Origin of the sequence: Campylobacter concisus (genome assembly GCF_902460595.1) — a bacterium.
Classification (GTDB): domain Bacteria; phylum Campylobacterota; class Campylobacteria; order Campylobacterales; family Campylobacteraceae; genus Campylobacter_A; species Campylobacter_A concisus_BL.
The window spans coordinates 498,332-516,494 of the sequence record NZ_CABPVA010000001.1; the positions used below are offsets into that span (position 1 = coordinate 498,332).

Consider the following 18,163-nt stretch of genomic DNA (forward strand, 5'->3'; position numbering starts at 1 on the left):
TAAAAAATTTCTTAAAAGAATTTTCTGAAATTTTAGATAGCTCTGGCATGAAATTTGTGATAAAAATTGCCGAAGTGGATGAAATTTTTATAAATTTCAAAGATGACCTTAAATTTAAAAGCGAAACCTCGCAACTTCGCTACATCTGCGGCTCAAAAAGCCTCTACCGCCTAGTAAAAAGCGAGATCATAAAGATAAAAGAATTTGATAAAAAAGCCTTTTTAAACTACCATTTAAAGGCATTTTTGCCATTTTCTAGCATAAGCTACTTGGCGCAAGAGCCAAATTTAAAAAGTGGCTTTGGTGGGATAGATGAAATTTACCACTTAAACTGCATACTAAACTGCCTAGATAGCGATGTTTCGGTTAGATCGCAAGCCCTTAAAGTGATGAATGAAAAAGAGATAGCAAGTTTTAATCTAAATGTGGATTTTTTACTAAGCTTGCTAAGTGCTTTAAATTTAACTCAAAACACCGATACTTTTAGCGCTTCAAGTGTTGAGATCACGACAAATTTCATGCAGACAAAGTCCAAAAAGCTGCAAGACAACGAGAGCGTCATCAGCCAAAAGATGCTAAGCTCGATGAATAACGTAGCCATTTATTCAAGATTTATCGCAGCTTCGCTTTGCAGGCCATTTTTCAAAAGCGAGTTAAGCTTCGAGCAAAGAAAATTTGCTAGGCTAAAAAATGGCTTTTATGAGATAAATGGCGTCATCTACGTGCCACTTCACAAAAAGCCAGCCCTTATCGAGGATCTCATAAATGAGCTTTTAGAGCTAAAAGATGTGGATTATAAATTTGATATAAGCGCGATCTTTTATATCAAGCGAGCCATCATCACGAAAGATGGCTTAGAGCGCGCTATCAGCGAGTTTAAGAAGATATTTTTAAGAGAAAATTCCTACGCTATCTTAAAATCCTTGCTCGATGCACAGATGATACAAATTTTGATAAAACCGATGGAGCATATCTCCCAGCTAGCAGAATATGACGGCTATCACGAATTTACGGTTGATGAGCATAGCGTTTTAAGCGTCAAATTTCTTGAAAATATAAAAGATAAATTTATAAAAAATCTCTACGCTGAGCTTTGCTTGGAGGGCAAAACGATGCTAAAGATCGTGACGCTTATGCATGACGTTGGCAAAGGACTTGGCGGCAAAGATCACGCAAACATCGGCGCAAACATCTTTAGAGCCTATGCGAACAAGCTAAATTTAAGTCAAAAAGCTATCAACGTCGGCGTCATTTTAATAAAATACCACACCCTAATGAGCAACGTCTCAAACAGAGAGGACATCTACTCGCAGCGCGTCATCTTTGCCTTCATATCAAAGCTTGGCGACAAGCAGGTTTTAAAGCTACTTTACATCCTTAGCTACTGCGTGATAAACGCCACAAATGAGAGGCTTTACAACGCCTACACAGCAAAGCTTTTAAGAGAGCTTTATGAAATTTCTCTTAGCGCATTTAGCGATGAAAATTTACTTGATGAAGCGACAAGACGAGTAAAAAAAGAGCAATCTATAAAACGAAATAGCGAGTTTTTGGCGCTTGAGCCAAAGCTACAAGAGAAAATTTTTAAGATCACATCAAATTTGGTCTTTACAAAATATAGCGCGAGCGAGATCATAAATTTAAGCAAAGTGGCTGATAGCTTAAACGAAACAGAAATTTTCATAAACAATATTAAAAATTTAAGCATTCAAATTTATACAAACAAGAGCCTAAATTTAAGCGCCCTGCTCTATGAATTTGCCAAATTTGACCTTGCGTATATGGAGATATTTGAGCTTTTTGAGAAGAAATTTTATATCAGGCTTGACTTTAACCAAAATGTAAAAAATCACGAGCTTGAAAACACTAAAATTTTAGCCCTAAAATCCCTAAATAGCGAGGTTTTAAGAGAGCCTTTGAAACCAAATATTAACAAAGATGAGATAAACTTCGAGCTAAACCACTCAAAAGATTATGCCAAACTTAGCATCAACGCAAAAGATCAGCGCGGGCTAATGGCTTATGTGATGAGTGTTTTTGATAGGCTTCATTTTCAAGTCACGAGTGCGAGAATTCAGACGGTTAAAAATAGAACGAGAAATCTCTTTTTAATCGAGAAAAACGAGCGACTTGAGAGTAAAGGCGATGAGATATTAAATTTATTAATAAGCGAGTAAAACATGTGTGGAATCGTAGGATACATTGGAAATAAAGAGAAAAAAGAGGTCATTTTAAGCGGGCTAAAAGAGCTTGAGTATCGTGGATACGACAGCGCTGGCATGGCTGTGATGAGTGAAGGCAAGATCGACTTTTTCAAAGCGGTCGGCAAGCTTGAAAATTTAGTCCTAAAGACAAAGGACTTTACATCAGAAGGTTTTGGCGTGGCGATAGGTCACACACGCTGGGCTACGCACGGTAAACCAACCGAGATAAACGCTCACCCACACCTTGGCGAGCACTCATTTGTCGTTCATAACGGCATCATCGAAAACTACAAAGAGCTTAAAGATGAGCTTGAGGCAAAGGGCGTGAAATTTATGAGCCAAACCGACACTGAAGTGATCGTGCATCTTTTTGAAGAAATTTTAAAAGAGAAAAAAGACCCATTTAAAGCTTATGAGGCGACTATCGCAAAGCTAAGAGGCGCATACGCGACGCTACTTATCACCAAAACTGCACCTGATAAGATATTTTTCGCAAAAGATGCCGCTCCTATGGCGATAGGCAAAAGCGACAAAAAAGAGTTATATTTTGCCTCATCAGATGCCCCACTCATCGGCAACGCAACAGAAGTGGCATATCTTGATGACAACAACTATGGCTATGTGAGCTTAGACGAGATAGCTGTTTTCAAACACGGCAAAAAGGCTAGCATAACTTTTAACGCACTGCCAAAAGATAAGAGCTATGCCCAAAAAGAGGGTTATACATTTTTTATGGAGAAAGAAATTTACGAGCAAGGCGCTGTTGTGTCTGAAACCATCATGGGCAGAGTTAAAAACCACAAAGTCACCCTTGAAAATTTAGACGATGAATACCTAAAAGGCATCGATGATGTTGTGCTTTGTGCGTGCGGTACGAGCTATCATGCAGCACTAACTGCAAGCTATCTTTTTGAAAGGCTTGCCAAAGTTAGAACAAAGGTCGAAGTGGCAAGCGAATTTAGATATAGAAAGCCTTATCTAAACAAAAACTCGCTCTTCATCGTCATCTCGCAAAGTGGCGAGACAGCTGATACTCTTGAGGCGCTTAGGATCGCAAAAGAGGCTGGGCTAAAGACACTTGCTATTTGCAATGTCGATAACTCATCTATCGTTAGGCTAGCTGATAATACGCTTCTAACTCGCGCTGGCATCGAAAAAGGTGTGGCAAGCACAAAGGCCTTTGCAACGCAAATCATCGTGCTTTGGATGCTTGTGCTTCAAATGGCATCAGCAAAGGGATCTATCAGCAAAAAAGAGCTTGATCACGAGATCAAAACGCTTCTTCACATCCCACAAATTTTAAATATAGATAACTCTTTGCAAGAGAAGCTTCACCGCCTAAGCAAGCACTATTTGCACGGTCATGGCTTCTTCTTCATCGGTAGAGACATCTTCTATCCGCTAGCACTTGAAGGTGCGTTAAAACTTAAAGAAATTTCATATCTTCATGCCGAGGGCTATCCATCAGGCGAGATGAAGCACGGACCTATCGCACTTGCAGATGAGAAGCTATTTACGATCGCTTTAATGCCTCAAAACTTACTATATGAAAAGACAAAAAGTAACGTCGAAGAGCTTGCTGCAAGAGATGCTTATATCCTAGCGATAAGCCCACTTGAGTTTGAACTAAGCGATGACTACGTAAAAACTAGCGTTCAAGATCACTATATGAGCGAATTTTTCGAGATGATGCTTGTGCTTCAGCTACTTGCACTTGAAATTTCCGTTAGACTTGGCAACAATGTCGATATGCCAAGAAACCTCGCAAAAAGCGTAACTGTCGAATAATTTATGTGGCTGGCATCTTGCTGGCCGCTTAAATTTTACTTTTATATTTTTATTTTAAAATTTAAGTTTTCACAAAATATTATTTTCTTATAATATTTGCACTTCTAATTACATTAAAAAGGATCTTCATGAAAAAGAGATTTTTAGCATCTAAGGTCTTTAGTAGCGTTGCCGCTCTTTGTTTATTTGCTGGATGCGCTAGCAGCAACAGCGGTGTAACTGGCGCTGCAGCAGGTGATACAGCCAAAAATGCCAACACAAAAATCGAGCGTTGCAGCCAAACGCTAGGAACATTGTCTTTTTACGAGGATCAAAGTAGCTCATGGTACTCATATCTAACTAGAGATTATCAGCTTGGCTCAACCGTACCAGTGCTAAGGATCTTAGCTCAGCAAACTGGCTGCTTCGTCATCGTCGAGCGTGGCAGAAGCATGGACAATATGATGCAAGAGCGCGCGCTTGAAGCTAGTGGCGAGCTAAGAAAAGGTTCTAAATTTCACAAAGGTCAAGTCGTAGCGGCTGATTATACCATGCAGCCAGAGATCACATTTAGCAAAGAGGACACTGGTGGTATCAGTGGACTTGTGGGCGCTGTCTTTGGCAACGTTGCTGGCAAGGTAAGCGGAGGCTTTTCAAAGAGTGAAACACAGACATCTTTACTTCTCATAGACAACCGCTCAGGCGTACAGATCGCTGGCGCAGTCGGCAGTGATAGCAACTTTGACTTCTTTGGCATGGGGTCAAATTCATTTTCACGTGTGAGCGCTGGACTTGGTGGCTATACAAAGACACCGGAGGGCAGGATGATCGTAAATGCCTTTATGGACGCAATGAACCAACTTATAGTCGCACTAAAAGACTATAAAGTCCAAAATGTAAAAGGCGGTCTTGGCAAAGGCGGAAATATAAAAATAGGAGACTAAGATGAAATTTATAGCCATTTTGTTTTGTACATTTACGATGTTGCTAGCTGCAAACTATACTAAAAAGATAGAGATCGGGCTTTGCAAACTTATAAACGAAAGAGAAATGGCTAAATTTTACGGCGATACAAGAAACTACGACGCCCTTAGTAAAAAGATAGACGGATATAAATTTCGTTTTGGTTTGAAAGATTTTGACGAGGATAGTTGCCGCATGAGTGGCTACTATCCTGTTGATCCAAACTATGCACCATATCCACCTAACTACCGCCCATACTATCAAAATGAATACGAAAGATTTGATAGATTTCAGCGTGGTTACCGTGGAGGCTACTACAACGACGATGACTATGATGATGGTTTTGAGCGCGGATATAGACGTGGCTACAATGACGCTAGAAGAGAGTATAGAAGACCTTATAGATAGGCACAAAAGCCACAATCTTTAAAGAAATTTGATGCAAAACCTTTGGATATGATAGCATCCTAACTACCCAAATTTCTCTTTCGACAAAAGTGCAATAGACACCCTTGCAAATAGGCTAGAGCAAAATCACGAATTTTTAAAAGATATAACAATAAAATCAACAAAAACGATCTTTTAAAGGCGCAAATTAGCGCACTTGAAGATGAAATAATAAGCTCATCTCTCATAGAGGGCGAGAGCCTAAAAAGATCAAGCATTCGCTCATCGATAAAAAAGAGACTAGATGAAAATTTTGACTGGTTAGCTGATACTCATGCGACTAGGCACAGTGATAATCTAGCCTCACTAATGCTTGAAGCAAATTCAAACAAAGCTCTCATAAACTTCGAGCGGCTACATGGCTGGCACAATGCTTGTTTGGATATAGCCATAGCAAAATTTACAAGATAAAAAGAGCTAAATTTAGAGAAGATGAGATGAGCGTCGTCTCAGCTCCTTCAAAAATGTGCAAATCCACTACAAAGCCTTGCCAGCAGAGCGCGTAGAGGATGAAATTTTTTAAATTTTATCGATAAAAATCACGAAAACACCTATATAAAAAGTGCCTTAGCGCACCTTTGGTTTGTGATCATCCATCCTTATGACGACGGCAATGGCCGCATGGCAAGGGCTTTGGCGCACTACTGCTTGGCTAGTGAAAGCATTAAGCCGTTTTCTATCTCGAGCATTATTTACGCAAATAAAAAAGATTATTATGAAATTTTAGAGCAAACAACAAAGCTTGAAAATAATTTAAACTTTGACTTTACAGCATGGATAAAGTGGCATTTATAGGCGGTAAATAGCACCATAAAACAAGCTATAAGCTCATTAAAAAGATAAAATTTCTATCAAATTTAAGAGCCAAAGCCCTTAAATTTTATCTTTAGTTAGGATTTTTGCGAGCTGCTCTTTGATCTCATCATCAAATTCACTAACACTTATCACGCCTCTGCTCTCACACATCTTGGCGTCATTTACCTCGCAGTAGCCACTTAGCGCGTTTTTGTATCCACCCCTTATGCAAGCCTCTCTATCCTCTAAAAATCCAGCCCCTCCAAGGATGAGCACGCCAAGGTCAAAGCCGATCTTAAATTTCGCGCTCGCCGAGCTTTTTATCCAGCTTAAAAATATCTCATCATATCTTAGCCCAAGCGCTCCGACGCCATCTGGCACGACCAATATATCCACGCCATAAAGGCTCTCAGCGTAAATTTCAGGATGAAGCCTGACGCCAAATTCATCGACTATTTCAGGCTTTAGAGCGTAGGTTTTGATGTTAAAACCTTCAAATTTATGTAAAAAATCATAAATTTTGGCAAAGCTTAACAAATTTATCTTGTCAAACATCAAAATGCCAACTTTCATGTTAGCTCCTTTTAATGAAGTGCCTCATTTAGCTTGATCGCCCTTTTGCTCGCGCTTGCAGTGATCTGACCTGTTTGGCTATTTTGTCTAAAATGAAGCCCGTTTAGCCCGCCAAGCTCAAGCGCTTTGTAAATTTCAGCTTCAAATTTAAACTCTGGATTTAGCTTAGCTAGCTTTTCGCGCTCGCTTGCCGAGATATAGACCTTTGTGCCCTCAAGCACCGCTATGCCAGCATCCACGATGCAGTTATCACCAAGTGGCACGCCAGTAACTGAGTTTGCGCCAAGCAAGCAGTGTTTGCCTATGCTTACAGGGTTGCCGTTTGTGCCGCTTAACACACCAAGTATGCTAGCTCCGCCGCCAACGTCACTGCCCTCGCCTACTACGACAGAGCTGCTAACCCTGCCCTCAACCATCACGCCGCCAGTCGTGCCTGCATTAAAGTTGATGTAAGCAGCGCCCGGCATGACGACTGTGCCAGGATGCACAGCAGCGCCCATGCGAACCTTGGCAGCGTCTAAAATTCTCGTGTTATCAGCTGGGATGATGTGACTTAGAAATCTTGGGAATTTATCCACGCTCACGATCGCTGGATACTCGCCAAACATCTTTAGAGAAATTTCATTTTCTCTTAGCCACTCAAGCTCGATCGGGATGTTTTGGCTAGTCCATGCGACATTTGGTAACACTCCAAAGGCTCCATCAAGCACGATCGTCCTAGGTGTGACCTTGCCAAGCGAGATCAAGTAGAGCTTGAGATAGACGGCCTCCACACTAAGTGGCTTTGCGTCATCAAATAAAAATACAAGCTTAAATTTATTCTCATTTAGCTCAAGATCGTCATCAAATGCCATCTTCACAGCGTGTAAATTCTCCACATTTTTATGCGATTTTATATCTTTTTCAAAGACACTAAAGAGCTTGCTAGCCTTTTTTACTACCTTTGGCGTGAGATCAGTCACGAACTCGGATGCACCAAAATCAACCTCAACATCACACTTTTGCAAAGCATAGATAAAAGCAGCTGCGCTTAAAAAGCTCTCTTTATAATTTACAACGGCAAAGCTTGCCTGCAAAATTTTGTCGCTATTTTTTTGTCCGCGATCGACTCTTGCGATGCCAAAAGCAACTGGATCTTTGTAGCCATCTTTTTTTCTAAATTCTTCAAAAAATTCCTTAAATTCGTTTGCGTCTTTAAACTCTTTAGACATCTATTCTCCTTTAAATTTTTTTTTAGTCTAGCCAAAAATGGCTAAAAATTTTATGATTTTGGACGTTTAAAAGTTGGTAAAAACTAAAATCCAAGCGACTTTGGGCGCTAGACTTAAAAAATCCCCCAGCACCTCTAAACTCACAGTCAAAAGGCTTATAAATTTCAAATTTATATAGCTCTTACTATGTAAATTTAAGCTGCCCTCAAATTTAAGCACTTAGTACTCATCGCTAAGCTCTAAATTTTCTAAACGAAGTGGCTTTTCACCTTCAAAGATCACCCCTATACCATAAGGCTCGCAGATATCAAGCGCGCCCTCTGCAAATCTCATCAGCCACTGCTTATCGTGCGCATAAAAAGTGCATTGCGGCGAGCTAAATGGCAGTTTGCAAACTGGCACGTCAAGCAATTTAATCTCGTCCTTATTCAAAGAGTACCCTCGCCTAAGCTCATCTTTTAAAAAACCAAGCGCCTCTTTTATGTATCGGTCAATATCTTGGGCAATTCGCTCTGCTAGCAAAGTAGTCTCATCATCCACGTCTGCCCCATCTGTGTTAACAAGGCAAAATGGCACCTGCCCAAAAATTTCACTTTTTAGTCCAGTCTCCGCATACCAGATAAAGCCATCATCTGTTGCAACTTTTTCAAGTTCGCCAAATTTCAAAGTCATTTTTTATTCTCATTTTTGTGGTTTTGCTACTCTTATGAAAAAGAGCCAAATTTAAGTAAAATTATCGTGATTTAAAATAGAGATAGCTTGTAAATTTGCCCTTTAGCATAAAGCAAAAGCTAAATTTACAAGCAAATTTTCATTTTTTCACGCTATTTAGAAGCAAAATTTCTCATCAGTGCCATTTTGCTTGCGCATAGCTTTAAAGTTAGCAAGATTGTCTTTGTCTAAAAAATAATCTTTCTCTTTTTTATTGCGCGCTTCTAGCTTTTCTATGCCTTTTGCAAGGGCTGCTTTTCTATCTTCGTGAGGCGAGCTAAATTCTGGCGAAAACATCGCTTCATAGGCATTTTTCTTAGTCCATTCAAGCGCTTTATCAGCGATCTCTTGTTGCTTTTTGATATCGCAAAATGCATAAGGATTGACCACGTCGCCAACAAGCTTCATAAACGCCCCTATCGCAGCCACCACGTCAGTAAATTTCTCGCCCTCCATGTCTATAACGCCTCTTAGCAAGATCGCACGGTTTTTTGCCGCATAAAACCAAAATACCGCATCATCGCGAAGTCCAAGATCATAAGCGCGAGCTGAAAGGACAAAAAGAGTTATCGGAGAGACCATTTGCGGGGCATCTTGCACGATCTTTTCAGCCTTTTTAAAGTCCTCTTCTTTGCCACTTTTTAAAAGCTCATCTATCTTGTCATAGACCTTGACATACTCCACCTTACCAGCATTTGCTGAGTAGTAAGGTGTGACGTAGATGTCGATACTTCTTACTTTGCCATCGTTTGCAAAGCCACATACCGCTCCAAAAAGTAGCGCCGTAAGCAGTGATAAAATTTTCATTTTAGCTCCTTGGTTTAAAATTTTTATTATTTTAACTAAAAGCAGTTGAAAAGTTTGGGTAAATTTAAGAAAAAGTCCGCAAATTTAAAGCGGACTTTGAATTAGTTTTTAAAACTATGAATAGGTGCTGGAATTTGTCCGCCACGAGCGATGAAGTCAGCACTTGAGGCTTTGTTTATCTTCATCACAGGCGCTCTTCCTAAAAGGCCGCCAAACTCGATCATATCGCCCTCACGTCCAAGAGGTATGATACGAACGGCAGTTGTTTTTTGATTTATCACACCGATAGCCGCCTCATCAGCGATCATCGCAGCTATACTCTCGCTTGGCGTGTCCGCAGGTATGGCGATCATATCAAGCCCAACTGAGCATATCGCTGTCATCGCTTCAAGCTTTTCTAAATTTAGTGATCCTGCGCGCACCGCAGCTATCATGCCCTCATCTTCTGATACTGGGATAAATGCACCGCTTAAGCCGCCCACTTGGTTACACGCCATGACGCCACCTTTTTTAACCGCGTCATTTAACAAAGCAAGTGCCGCAGTCGTGCCGTGCGTGCCAACAGCCTCAAGCCCCATCTCCTCAAGCACGCGAGCCACAGAGTCGCCCACGGCAGGCGTTGGAGCAAGAGAGAGATCTACGATACCAAATTTAACCCCAAGGCGCTCGCTCGCCATTTGACCAACGAGCTGGCCGATACGAGTGATCTTAAATGCCGTTTTTTTAACGGTCTCAGCCACCACATCAAAGCTCTCGCCACGCACCTTTTCAAGGGCTCTTTTGACGACGCCTGGGCCTGAAACGCCGACATTTATCACCACATCAGCCTCGCCCACGCCGTGAAATGCACCAGCCATAAAAGGATTGTCCTCGACTGCGTTTGCAAAAACTACAAGCTTCGCACAGCCCATCTCTGATGCCGCCGCCGTCTCTTTTATGATGCGCCCCATGTCACGCACCGCGCTCATATTTATGCCACTTTTTGTTGAGCCGACATTGACGCTTGAGCACACTTTTGCGGTTTGAGCGAGTGCTTGCGGGATAGAATTTATCAAAATTTCATCACCCTTTTGATAGCCCTTTTGCACTAGAGCCGAAAAACCACCTATAAAATCAATACCAACTTCAATAGCCGCCCTATCAAGCGTCTTTGCGATCATTACGTAGTCACTCGCGTTGGTTGCGGCGCCGATTATCGAGATAGGCGTCACGCTCACTCTTTTATTGACGATTGGTATGCCTAGCTCAGCAGAAATTTCGTTACCCACTCTAACTAGGTCTTTGGCTTTAGTGGTGATTTTTGCGTAAATTTTGTCGCAGGCTTTGCCCATGTCAGGGTCGATGCAGTCAAGCAAACTAATGCCCATCGTGATCGTTCTGATGTCAAAATTTTGCTCCTCGATCATCGAGATAGTTTCGGTTACGTTTTTGATATCCATATTTTGTCCTTAAATTTTGTGCATCGCATCAAAAATGGCTGAGCTTTGGATATTTATCTTTACTTTTAGGCTCTCTCCAAGCTTATCTAGCTCCGCTCTTAAGGCTGTAAAGTCCTTATTTTCATCGCTTGAAACCACCGCCATCATCGTGAAAAAGTCGCTTAAAATAGTCTGACTTATGTCGTCTATATTTAGCCCTAACTCGCTAAGCTTTGCTGAGACGCCAGCAACGATGCCAACTCTATCTTTTCCCACTACGGTTACGATCGCTTTCATCTTTTCTCCTGTTAAATTTAAATTTTTGATTTGAAGTGCATTTTGGCTCCAAAATTTAAACCCTGCATCAAGCAAAGCTAAATTTTGGTAGCCAAATTTAATTAAAATTTGCTCTAAAATTTATCTTTTGCAAATTTACTTCGAGCAAGCACTCTTGCCGTCATTTACTGGTTGGATCGCTGAGTTATCAGCCCCGCCGCCGTTATTTATATTTTCTATTATCTCCCAAAGTCTTGTAGCTGCGCTCTCGTAGCGTTTTGCAGTGACTGAGTTTGGCTCGTAAAAGCTAACCGGCTTGCCGCTATCGCCGCCCACACGAACCGCTGGCTCGATAGGAATTTCGGCTAAAATTTGAGTGTTGTAAGCCTTTGCCACCTCTTCAGTCGTGCCTTTGCCAAAGATATCATACTCTTTGCCATTATCAGGGCAGATAAAGCCACTCATGTTCTCTATGACGCCAGCGATTGGGATGTGAAGCTTCTCAAACATATCAAGCGCACGTTTGCTATCGTCAAGGGCTACAACTTGTGGCGTTGTGACGCATACACCTGCCGTTACTGGCACGCTTTGAGCTAAAGTTAGTTGCGCGTCGCCCGTTCCTGGAGGCATATCGAGAAACAAGACATCAAGCTCGCTCCAAAGCACGTCTCTTAGTAGCTGCTCGATCGCTTTCATGATCATCGAACCACGCCAGATAAGGCTCATGCCCTCTTCCATCAAAACGCCCATACTCATCATCTCCACGCCGTGGCTAAGTATCGGTTTTAGCTTGTTGCCAACGACTTGTGGCTGGGTATTTACTTCGCCAAGCATTCTTGGGATATTTGGTCCGTAGATGTCAGCGTCTAAAATTCCCACTTTTTTGCCTAGTTTTGCCATTGAAATGGCTAAATTTAGCGTTGTGGTTGATTTGCCAACCCCGCCTTTGCCAGAGCTTACCATTACGAAATTTTTAACTTGAGGCGCGATATTTTTGCCACTTTGAGTGTTACTTTTCTCCTCAGGCATCTTTGGCTGGATCAAATTTAGCACGTACTCGTTTGAGCCCATGACACGTTTGATGTCCGCTTTTAGCTCATTTGCCACCTCTGGGCTTGAGCTAACGATCTCGACTTCGATTGTAATTTTCTCGCCGATTTCTACGTTTTTTACAAAGCCAAAACTAACTATATCCTTCTCAAATCCCGGATATATGACACCTTTTAGTCTATTTAAGACCTCTTCTTTATTTAACATTTTTCTCCTTTTTCTAGATCTTTTGAAATTTTATATGCACAAAATTTTGGTCCGCACATCGAACAAAAATGAGCGCTCTTAAACACATCTTCTGGCAAGCTCTCATCGTGAAGCTCTTTAGCCTTTTTTGGATCAAAGCTAAGCTCAAACTGCTTATTCCAGTCAAACGCATATCTCGCATCACTCATCGCATGGTCTTTTTCGATAGCTCCAGCCTTACCAAGTGCGACGTCTGCGGCATGAGCTGCTATCTTGTGAGCTACGATGCCCTCTCTTACGTCATTTTCATTTGGTAGTCCTAGGTGCTCTTTTTGCGTCACGTAGCAAAGCATGCTAGCGCCGTGATATGCCGCCATCGTACCACCTATCGCTGATGTGATATGATCATACCCCGCGCCGATATCGCTAACAAGCGGCCCAAGCACGTAAAATGGGGCGTCATGACAGAGCTCTTGTTCGATTTTCATATTATACTCAATTTGACTTAATGGCACATGACCAGGGCCCTCTATCATAACTTGCACATCTTTCTGCCACGCACGAAGTGTAAGCTCTCCAAGCACCTTTAGCTCACTAAGCTGCGCCTCGTCTGTTGCATCAAAAAGACATCCTGGGCGAAGTCCGTCGCCAAGCGAGAGTGAGACGTCGTATCTAGCGCAAATTTCTAAAATTTGATCAAAAATTTCATAAAATGGATTTTGCCTATTTAGCTTTGACATGTAGCTAGCGCTCAGGCTGCCACCGCGGCTAACTATGCCCATTTTACGCTTTTTAACAAGCGGCAAAAACTCACGCAAAAAGCCAGCGTGTATCGTAAAGTAACTAACTCCTTGCCTTGCTTGCTTCTCTAGCACGCTTAAAATTAGCTCATTTGTGATATTTGTAACCTCTTTTGCCTCTTTTAAAATTTCATACATAGGCACTGTGCCAACTGGCACGCTTGAATGCTCTATAATAGCGCTTCTAATGGCGTCTAAATCGCCATCCGTGCTTAGGTCCATAACCGTATCAGCGCCAAATTCTAGGCAAATTTCAAGCTTTCTAAGCTCCGCGCAAATATCACTACTTAGGCTTGAGTTGCCGATATTTGCATTGATTTTTGTCTTTAGCTTTCTGCCTATGCCCATTGGCTTTAAATTTATGTGATTTACATTTGCTGGGATGATGATCCTGCCATTTGCCACCTCATCTATAAGCAAATTTTCGCCTATCCCCTCGACCTTTGCCACATAGCTCATCTGCTTTGTGAGCTCACCACGCCTAGCATAGTACATCTGCGTCTTTTCTCTCATGAGTAGCCTTTTTAAATTTATAAAAAAGCTAATTTTAGTCCTTTTTATATTTGAACTAACTAAATAAATCTAAATTTCTACTCTTTTTTAAAAAGATTTTTTCAAGTTTTAGAATGTATAATTCCGTAACAATCTTCAAAGGAGCTACCTTGCTTGATATCTCACTTATAATGCTAGGAGCAGGAAATTCCAGTCGTTTTGAGCTACCTGTAAAGAAACAATGGCTTCGCATCGGCAGCGACCCACTTTGGCTATTTGCCACTAAAAATTTGAGTAACTTTTACACATTTAAAGAGATCATCGTCGTTAGTAAAGAGTGCAAATATATGTCTAAATTTGCTCCAAATTATAAATTTGTTGATGGCGGCGAGACAAGGCAAGATAGCCTAAAAAACGCACTTGAGCTAGTAAGTAGCGAATTTGTCCTAGTTAGCGACATCGCGCGTCCTTGCATATCAAGCGAGCTCTTTCACAAGATCATCGAGGCGGCCGCTCAAGCTGACTGCGTGGTGCCTGCGCTAAAGATCGCTGACACTGCCTATCTTGGCGAAAATGCAATAGACAGAAAAAAGGTAAAACTTATCCAAACACCGCAGCTCTCGCGCACAGCACTTCTTAAAAAGGCTCTTAGTAGCGGCGAAATTTACACAGATGATAGCTCGGCTATGAGAGCCATAGGTGCAAGTGTTTGGCACATTTTGGGCGATGAGATGGCTAGAAAGATCACTTTTAAAGAGGATCTTGCCAAAATTTCAGCCCTAAAAGCACCAGAAAACGAGGTTTTTGTTGGTAACGGCTTTGACGTGCATGAGTTTGAAAAGGGCCGTCCGCTTGTGCTTTGTGGCGAAAAGATCGACTATGAGTTTGGGCTAAAGGCGCACAGCGACGGCGATGTGGCACTTCATGCGCTAACTGACGCCATCTTGGGAGCTGCTGGGCTTGGCGACATAGGCGAGCTCTTTCCTGATACGGACGCTAAATTTAAAGATATTAGCTCCATTTATCTGCTACAAGAAGCCTACAAAAGAGTGCAAAGCGTGGGCTTTGTGTTAACAAACACTGATATCACGATAATGGCTCAAAAGCCAAAACTTTCAAAGCTAAAATCAAAAATGGAGGCAAACATCGCTCAGGCTCTAAATTTGAGCCAAAGCCGCATAAATGTAAAGGCGACGACGACTGAGGGGCTTGGCTTTGTCGGCAGATGCGAAGGGATCGCTGTCATGGCAAGTGCTAGCCTTAAATTTTACAACTGGACACAAATATGAAAATTTTAATAGTAGAAAACGAAATTTACCTAGCTGGCTCGATGGCTAGCAAACTAGCTGACTTTGGCTACGACTGCGAGATCGCAAAGAGCGTCAAAGAGGCTTTGAAATTTGAAAATTTTGACGTAGTGTTACTTTCTACCACACTCCCAGGGCAGGACTTCTACCCAGTCATAGAGAAATTTAAAAGCTCTATCATCATCTTACTCATCGCCTACATCAACAGCGACACCGTGCTAAAGCCGATACAAGCGGGTGCGGTGGATTACATCCAAAAGCCATTTATGATAGAAGAGCTTGTTAGAAAGATAAGACATTTTGAAGAGTTTAGAGGCTTTAAAAACGAGATAAAAAACTACGAAAACTATATAAATTTCGCTCTAAAAGACTACGAGATACCTTGTTTTGAAGCCAAAAAGATCAAATTTCCACTTCTTTTAAAATCAAGCAAAAATGGCTACAGCGATAAATTTATCTTTAACTACGCAAAGGCTGGGAATTTGCCATTTTTGTTTTTAGGCAAAGCCTGTTTTAGCGAACTTGAAAAAGCACTTGCTCAAAGTGGCGACGAGCTAATATACATCACAAATCTTGAAGAGCTAAAAGAGGATGAAAAAGAGAAAATTTTAGAGCTTTGCAAAAAGAAAAAAGTGGCTATCCAAACTAGCGATTTTGCGCAAAGTGCGCCATTTGAGGTGCTTGAACTCTCCATCCGAGATAAAAACTTTGATATCGGCGAGATCGTCACGATCGATGAATATATAAAATATATCATCGTTAATTATCAAGATAAATTCCCCGACACCGAGCTAAGCAAAAAGCTTGGAATTTCTAGAAAATCACTTTGGGAAAAGAGAAAGAAATATGACGTCAGCAAGAAAAAATAGTGAAATTTCTATAAACACCGAAGTTTATGGCGCCTTAGAGCTTATCAAAAACAAAATTCTCTCAAATTTTAGCGCCCTGATGGACGACGAGCAGATCAAAGAGGTGGCAAAAAAGGGCTACTTTAACGGCGAGCCGATGCCCTACTCTTTTGGCTTTGCCCCATTTGGCGAGCAAAACCAAAGCGTCGCTAGCAAGCTGCATGCTGGACAAAGAGTAAATTTAAATATGGACGGCAAGATCGTTGGGCACATCGACGTGGCAAAGGTCTTTAAATTTGACGAGAGCATGCGAGCTAAAAATATATTTTTAGCAAATGAATCAAACAGCGAAATGTCACTAAATTTAGGCAAATACGGCATAAGTGGCGAGTTCGAGCTATATGATGAGAGCTTGCAAATAAGCAAAGATGCGCTAAATGAGTTTATAAAAGAGAGTGGCGCCAAAAAGATAACGGCTGTTTTTTTGACGGCTGATCCATTTAACCGCGCTCATGAACGCCTAGTTAGGATGACTATCGACAAGGCCGATCTTGTGGTAGTTTTTCTGGTAAGAACGCGCGAAGAGAGACACATCGACTATGAGATCAGAAAGCAAGTGCTTGACTTTTTTAACCAAAACTACCTGCCGACAAAAAAGGTCTTTGTCTTTGCGCTAAAAAACACGACCCTTTTTAGCTCGCACGCCAACCCAACGCTTGAGTGCATCGCGGCTTCAAGGCTTGGCGCAAACAAGCTAGTCATCGGACAAAATCACTCTGGCATTGGCATGTTTTTTGACCACAACGAAGTTCATACGATACTTGACATCTACAAAAACGATCTAAATTTAGATGTGATCGTCCTGCCAGAGCTAGTTTATTGCAACAAGTGCAAGACGCTAGTTAGCACCAAAAGCTGCCCACACGGACAGCACCACCAGATCAAATACCACCCAGACGTGATCAAAGAGCTGCTATTTAACGGCATCATGCCACCAGCTATACTCGTGAGGCCTGAAATTTCAGCGCTCATCTTAAGCAAGCTCTATGTAAATCGCTTTAAAGATATACAAAAGCTCTGCGACGATCTCTTTGTAAACTCTGGACTGCTTGAAAACAAGACCGATCGCGACTTTTACGAGGAGCTCATGAAGCTCTACCAGACATCATCACTCACTTAAGGAAATTTATGCAAAAACTATTTTTGACATTTTTTGGATTTGGACTTTTACCAAAGGCGCCTGGCACTTGGGGCTCGGTGGCTGGGGCTGTGGTGGCTTATTTTGTGTTATATTTTTTTTCGGCGACTACGCTTTTGTTAGCTAGCATTTTGCTATTTTTGGTGAGCATCAGCGTCATTGATGATTTTGAAAAAAAGGTAAATTCGCACGACGAGAGCTTTATCGTGATCGACGAAGTTGCTGGCGTTTGGCTCGCTATCGCCATTAGCGGAGCGACGATCTCACAGCTAGTTCTATCACTCGTGCTTTTTAGAGTGCTTGATATCAAAAAACCTTCGATCATTGGCAGGATCGACCGCAATGTAAAGGGCGGACTTGGCGTAATGGGCGATGATATGGTTGCTGGATTTTTCGCTGGTATTATTAGCGCGATGATATATGGCGTGGCTATGAAATTTGGCGTAGTTTTGCCGTAAGCTGAGCTAGCCGTTTTGCTGGCTCTTTTTAAATTTAACTCTCTATGCTTTTTATTTTAGACCTCTTTTTAGATGAGAGCTTTATCGTTAGAATTTATCTCATCCCTGCCTGCAAATTTATCTTTGTCGTGAATTTTTCTAAAGACGATCATATTATAAAGTGAAAACCTAAGCTCTTCAAAAATGCTTAAATTTTTTGCATTTTCAGGGGTTATCTCATTGCCATTTTTATCACGTCCTTTGCCACCTAAAAATAGCAAATAAACAAGCGGGGTCATGAAGTTAAATCTTAAAAGAAGCGCCCAAAAGCAGTTTAAAAAGCCGTGATTATATTTAATGCAAACGTAAAAACCAAAAACGGCGTAAATGGCTATTATAAAAAGCATAGTGTAAAAAATATAAGCTAGCCCATCATCGTTTGAAACGTCAAAATACTCACATACTGCACAAAAGATAGCTACAAAGATGGGAAATATCACGAGCGGAAAGATCAGATGCAGTCCAACTAGGTCAAATTTGCTCAGATAGACTTTTATATTTCGCCTGCCAGCAAAGATCATCAACAAAATAGCTAAAACTATCGGCGCAAAGACCAAACTAGCATAGAGATCATTGATGTCCAAACTACACTCCTATTTTATTTTGTAAATTT

General features: G+C 41.4%; 20 protein-coding genes. 11 read left to right on the top strand and 9 right to left on the bottom strand.

Translation table 11 applies throughout. The features are described from left to right. The 7 genes from F3G86_RS02395 to F3G86_RS02420 all read left to right on the top strand — a co-directional run. The coding region (locus F3G86_RS02395) for an HD domain-containing protein (protein ID WP_149723153.1) at window positions 1–2,177 on the top strand (2,177 nt) is incomplete at its 5' end. A gap of 3 nt (window positions 2,178–2,180) precedes the next feature. Then, window positions 2,181–3,992 carry a glutamine--fructose-6-phosphate transaminase (isomerizing) gene (gene glmS / locus F3G86_RS02400; protein ID WP_149722881.1) on the top strand — a complete coding sequence of 604 codons (1,812 nt, stop codon included), beginning with the start codon at window positions 2,181–2,183 and terminating at the stop codon, window positions 3,990–3,992. 128 nt (window positions 3,993–4,120) lie between these two features. Continuing rightward, a complete protein-coding gene (locus F3G86_RS02405; protein WP_012001529.1) occupies window positions 4,121–4,915 on the top strand; it encodes a CsgG/HfaB family protein in 795 nt (264 codons plus the stop codon). Window position 4,916: 1 nt separating this feature from the next. Continuing rightward, a complete protein-coding gene (locus F3G86_RS02410; protein WP_087583718.1) occupies window positions 4,917–5,342 on the top strand; it encodes a gamma-glutamyl phosphate reductase in 426 nt (141 codons plus the stop codon). A 156-nt stretch (window positions 5,343–5,498) separates the two neighbouring features. Then, window positions 5,499–5,792: a DUF4172 domain-containing protein gene (locus F3G86_RS11145; protein WP_223228548.1), complete on the top strand. Its 294-nt coding sequence runs from the start codon at window positions 5,499–5,501 to the stop codon at window positions 5,790–5,792. Continuing rightward, a complete protein-coding gene (locus tag F3G86_RS10920) occupies window positions 5,756–5,887 on the top strand; it encodes a hypothetical protein (protein ID WP_262974874.1) in 132 nt (43 codons plus the stop codon). The genes F3G86_RS11145 and F3G86_RS10920 overlap by 37 nt, the downstream gene beginning before the upstream one ends. A 22-nt stretch (window positions 5,888–5,909) precedes the next feature. Then, complete coding sequence (locus F3G86_RS02420) at window positions 5,910–6,176, top strand: Fic family protein (protein WP_149722882.1); 267 nt, start codon at window positions 5,910–5,912, stop codon at window positions 6,174–6,176. A 78-nt stretch (window positions 6,177–6,254) separates the two neighbouring features. Here the strand turns inward: F3G86_RS02420 and F3G86_RS02425 are convergent, their stop codons facing one another. The 8 genes from F3G86_RS02425 to thiC all read right to left on the bottom strand — a co-directional run bounded on the left by F3G86_RS02425 (window position 6,255) and on the right by thiC (window position 13,721). Continuing rightward, window positions 6,255–6,749, bottom strand: coding sequence for a type 1 glutamine amidotransferase family protein (locus F3G86_RS02425; protein WP_021085907.1), 495 nt, complete (start codon window positions 6,747–6,749; stop codon window positions 6,255–6,257). A gap of 11 nt (window positions 6,750–6,760) precedes the next feature. Then, entirely contained in the window at window positions 6,761–7,960 is a 1,200-nt protein-coding gene (locus F3G86_RS02430) for a tetrahydrodipicolinate N-succinyltransferase N-terminal domain-containing protein (protein WP_103575157.1), read from the bottom strand. Between the two features lie 219 nt (window positions 7,961–8,179). Continuing rightward, window positions 8,180–8,632, bottom strand: a complete 453-nt coding sequence (locus F3G86_RS02435) for a hypothetical protein (RefSeq protein WP_149722883.1) — start codon at window positions 8,630–8,632, stop codon at window positions 8,180–8,182. Between the two features lie 156 nt (window positions 8,633–8,788). Beyond that, a complete protein-coding gene (locus F3G86_RS02440) occupies window positions 8,789–9,478 on the bottom strand; it encodes a hypothetical protein (RefSeq protein ID WP_021084217.1) in 690 nt (229 codons plus the stop codon). Window positions 9,479–9,579: 101 nt separating this feature from the next. Then, window positions 9,580–10,917: a PFL family protein gene (locus tag F3G86_RS02445; RefSeq protein WP_149722884.1), complete on the bottom strand. Its 1,338-nt coding sequence runs from the start codon at window positions 10,915–10,917 to the stop codon at window positions 9,580–9,582. A 9-nt stretch (window positions 10,918–10,926) separates the two neighbouring features. Further along, complete coding sequence (locus F3G86_RS02450; protein ID WP_002939508.1) at window positions 10,927–11,193, bottom strand: ACT domain-containing protein; 267 nt, start codon at window positions 11,191–11,193, stop codon at window positions 10,927–10,929. Window positions 11,194–11,328: 135 nt separating this feature from the next. Beyond that, window positions 11,329–12,429 carry an Mrp/NBP35 family ATP-binding protein gene (locus tag F3G86_RS02455; protein WP_149722885.1) on the bottom strand — a complete coding sequence of 367 codons (1,101 nt, stop codon included), beginning with the start codon at window positions 12,427–12,429 and terminating at the stop codon, window positions 11,329–11,331. Then, a complete protein-coding gene (gene thiC / locus F3G86_RS02460) occupies window positions 12,423–13,721 on the bottom strand; it encodes a phosphomethylpyrimidine synthase ThiC (RefSeq protein ID WP_149722886.1) in 1,299 nt (432 codons plus the stop codon). Before thiC ends, F3G86_RS02455 begins: the two co-directional genes overlap by 7 nt. A 149-nt stretch (window positions 13,722–13,870) precedes the next feature. Here thiC and F3G86_RS02465 point away from each other — a divergent pair, with 149 nt between their 5' ends. From F3G86_RS02465 to F3G86_RS02480, 4 genes are read left to right on the top strand one after another with little or no spacing between them, the layout of a single operon-like run. Further along, complete coding sequence (locus tag F3G86_RS02465) at window positions 13,871–14,989, top strand: bifunctional 2-C-methyl-D-erythritol 4-phosphate cytidylyltransferase/2-C-methyl-D-erythritol 2,4-cyclodiphosphate synthase (protein WP_149722887.1); 1,119 nt, start codon at window positions 13,871–13,873, stop codon at window positions 14,987–14,989. Beyond that, window positions 14,986–15,876: a response regulator gene (locus F3G86_RS02470; protein WP_107965641.1), complete on the top strand. Its 891-nt coding sequence runs from the start codon at window positions 14,986–14,988 to the stop codon at window positions 15,874–15,876. The genes F3G86_RS02465 and F3G86_RS02470 overlap by 4 nt, the downstream gene beginning before the upstream one ends. Next, on the top strand, window positions 15,854–17,035 hold the full coding sequence (locus F3G86_RS02475) for a sulfate adenylyltransferase (protein WP_149722888.1): 1,182 nt from the start codon (window positions 15,854–15,856) through the stop codon (window positions 17,033–17,035). The genes F3G86_RS02470 and F3G86_RS02475 overlap by 23 nt, the downstream gene beginning before the upstream one ends. Window positions 17,036–17,043: 8 nt before the next feature. Then, window positions 17,044–17,511: a phosphatidylglycerophosphatase A family protein gene (locus tag F3G86_RS02480; RefSeq protein ID WP_012001515.1), complete on the top strand. Its 468-nt coding sequence runs from the start codon at window positions 17,044–17,046 to the stop codon at window positions 17,509–17,511. 68 nt (window positions 17,512–17,579) lie between these two features. On the opposite strand, the gene F3G86_RS02485 is transcribed toward F3G86_RS02480, so the two are convergent. Then, a complete protein-coding gene (locus F3G86_RS02485; protein ID WP_149722889.1) occupies window positions 17,580–18,134 on the bottom strand; it encodes a hypothetical protein in 555 nt (184 codons plus the stop codon). Window positions 18,135–18,163 lie beyond the last annotated feature (29 nt).

Bases quoted from the DNA above. Each gene is read 5' to 3' on its own strand.
- glmS (WP_149722881.1), top strand. From the start codon at position 2,181: ATGTGTGGAATCGTAGGATACATTGGAAATAAAGAGAAAAAAGAGGTC.
- F3G86_RS02405 (WP_012001529.1), top strand. From the start codon at position 4,121: ATGAAAAAGAGATTTTTAGCATCTAAGGTCTTTAGTAGCGTTGCCGCT.
- F3G86_RS02410 (WP_087583718.1), top strand. From the start codon at position 4,917: ATGAAATTTATAGCCATTTTGTTTTGTACATTTACGATGTTGCTAGCT.
- F3G86_RS02425 (WP_021085907.1), bottom strand. From the start codon at position 6,749: ATGAAAGTTGGCATTTTGATGTTTGACAAGATAAATTTGTTAAGCTTT.
- F3G86_RS02430 (WP_103575157.1), bottom strand. From the start codon at position 7,960: ATGTCTAAAGAGTTTAAAGACGCAAACGAATTTAAGGAATTTTTTGAA.
- F3G86_RS02435 (WP_149722883.1), bottom strand. From the start codon at position 8,632: ATGACTTTGAAATTTGGCGAACTTGAAAAAGTTGCAACAGATGATGGC.
- F3G86_RS02440 (WP_021084217.1), bottom strand. From the start codon at position 9,478: ATGAAAATTTTATCACTGCTTACGGCGCTACTTTTTGGAGCGGTATGT.
- F3G86_RS02445 (WP_149722884.1), bottom strand. From the start codon at position 10,917: ATGGATATCAAAAACGTAACCGAAACTATCTCGATGATCGAGGAGCAA.
- F3G86_RS02450 (WP_002939508.1), bottom strand. From the start codon at position 11,193: ATGAAAGCGATCGTAACCGTAGTGGGAAAAGATAGAGTTGGCATCGTT.
- F3G86_RS02455 (WP_149722885.1), bottom strand. From the start codon at position 12,429: ATGTTAAATAAAGAAGAGGTCTTAAATAGACTAAAAGGTGTCATATAT.
- thiC (WP_149722886.1), bottom strand. From the start codon at position 13,721: ATGAGAGAAAAGACGCAGATGTACTATGCTAGGCGTGGTGAGCTCACA.
- F3G86_RS02470 (WP_107965641.1), top strand. From the start codon at position 14,986: ATGAAAATTTTAATAGTAGAAAACGAAATTTACCTAGCTGGCTCGATG.
- F3G86_RS02475 (WP_149722888.1), top strand. From the start codon at position 15,854: ATGACGTCAGCAAGAAAAAATAGTGAAATTTCTATAAACACCGAAGTT.
- F3G86_RS02480 (WP_012001515.1), top strand. From the start codon at position 17,044: ATGCAAAAACTATTTTTGACATTTTTTGGATTTGGACTTTTACCAAAG.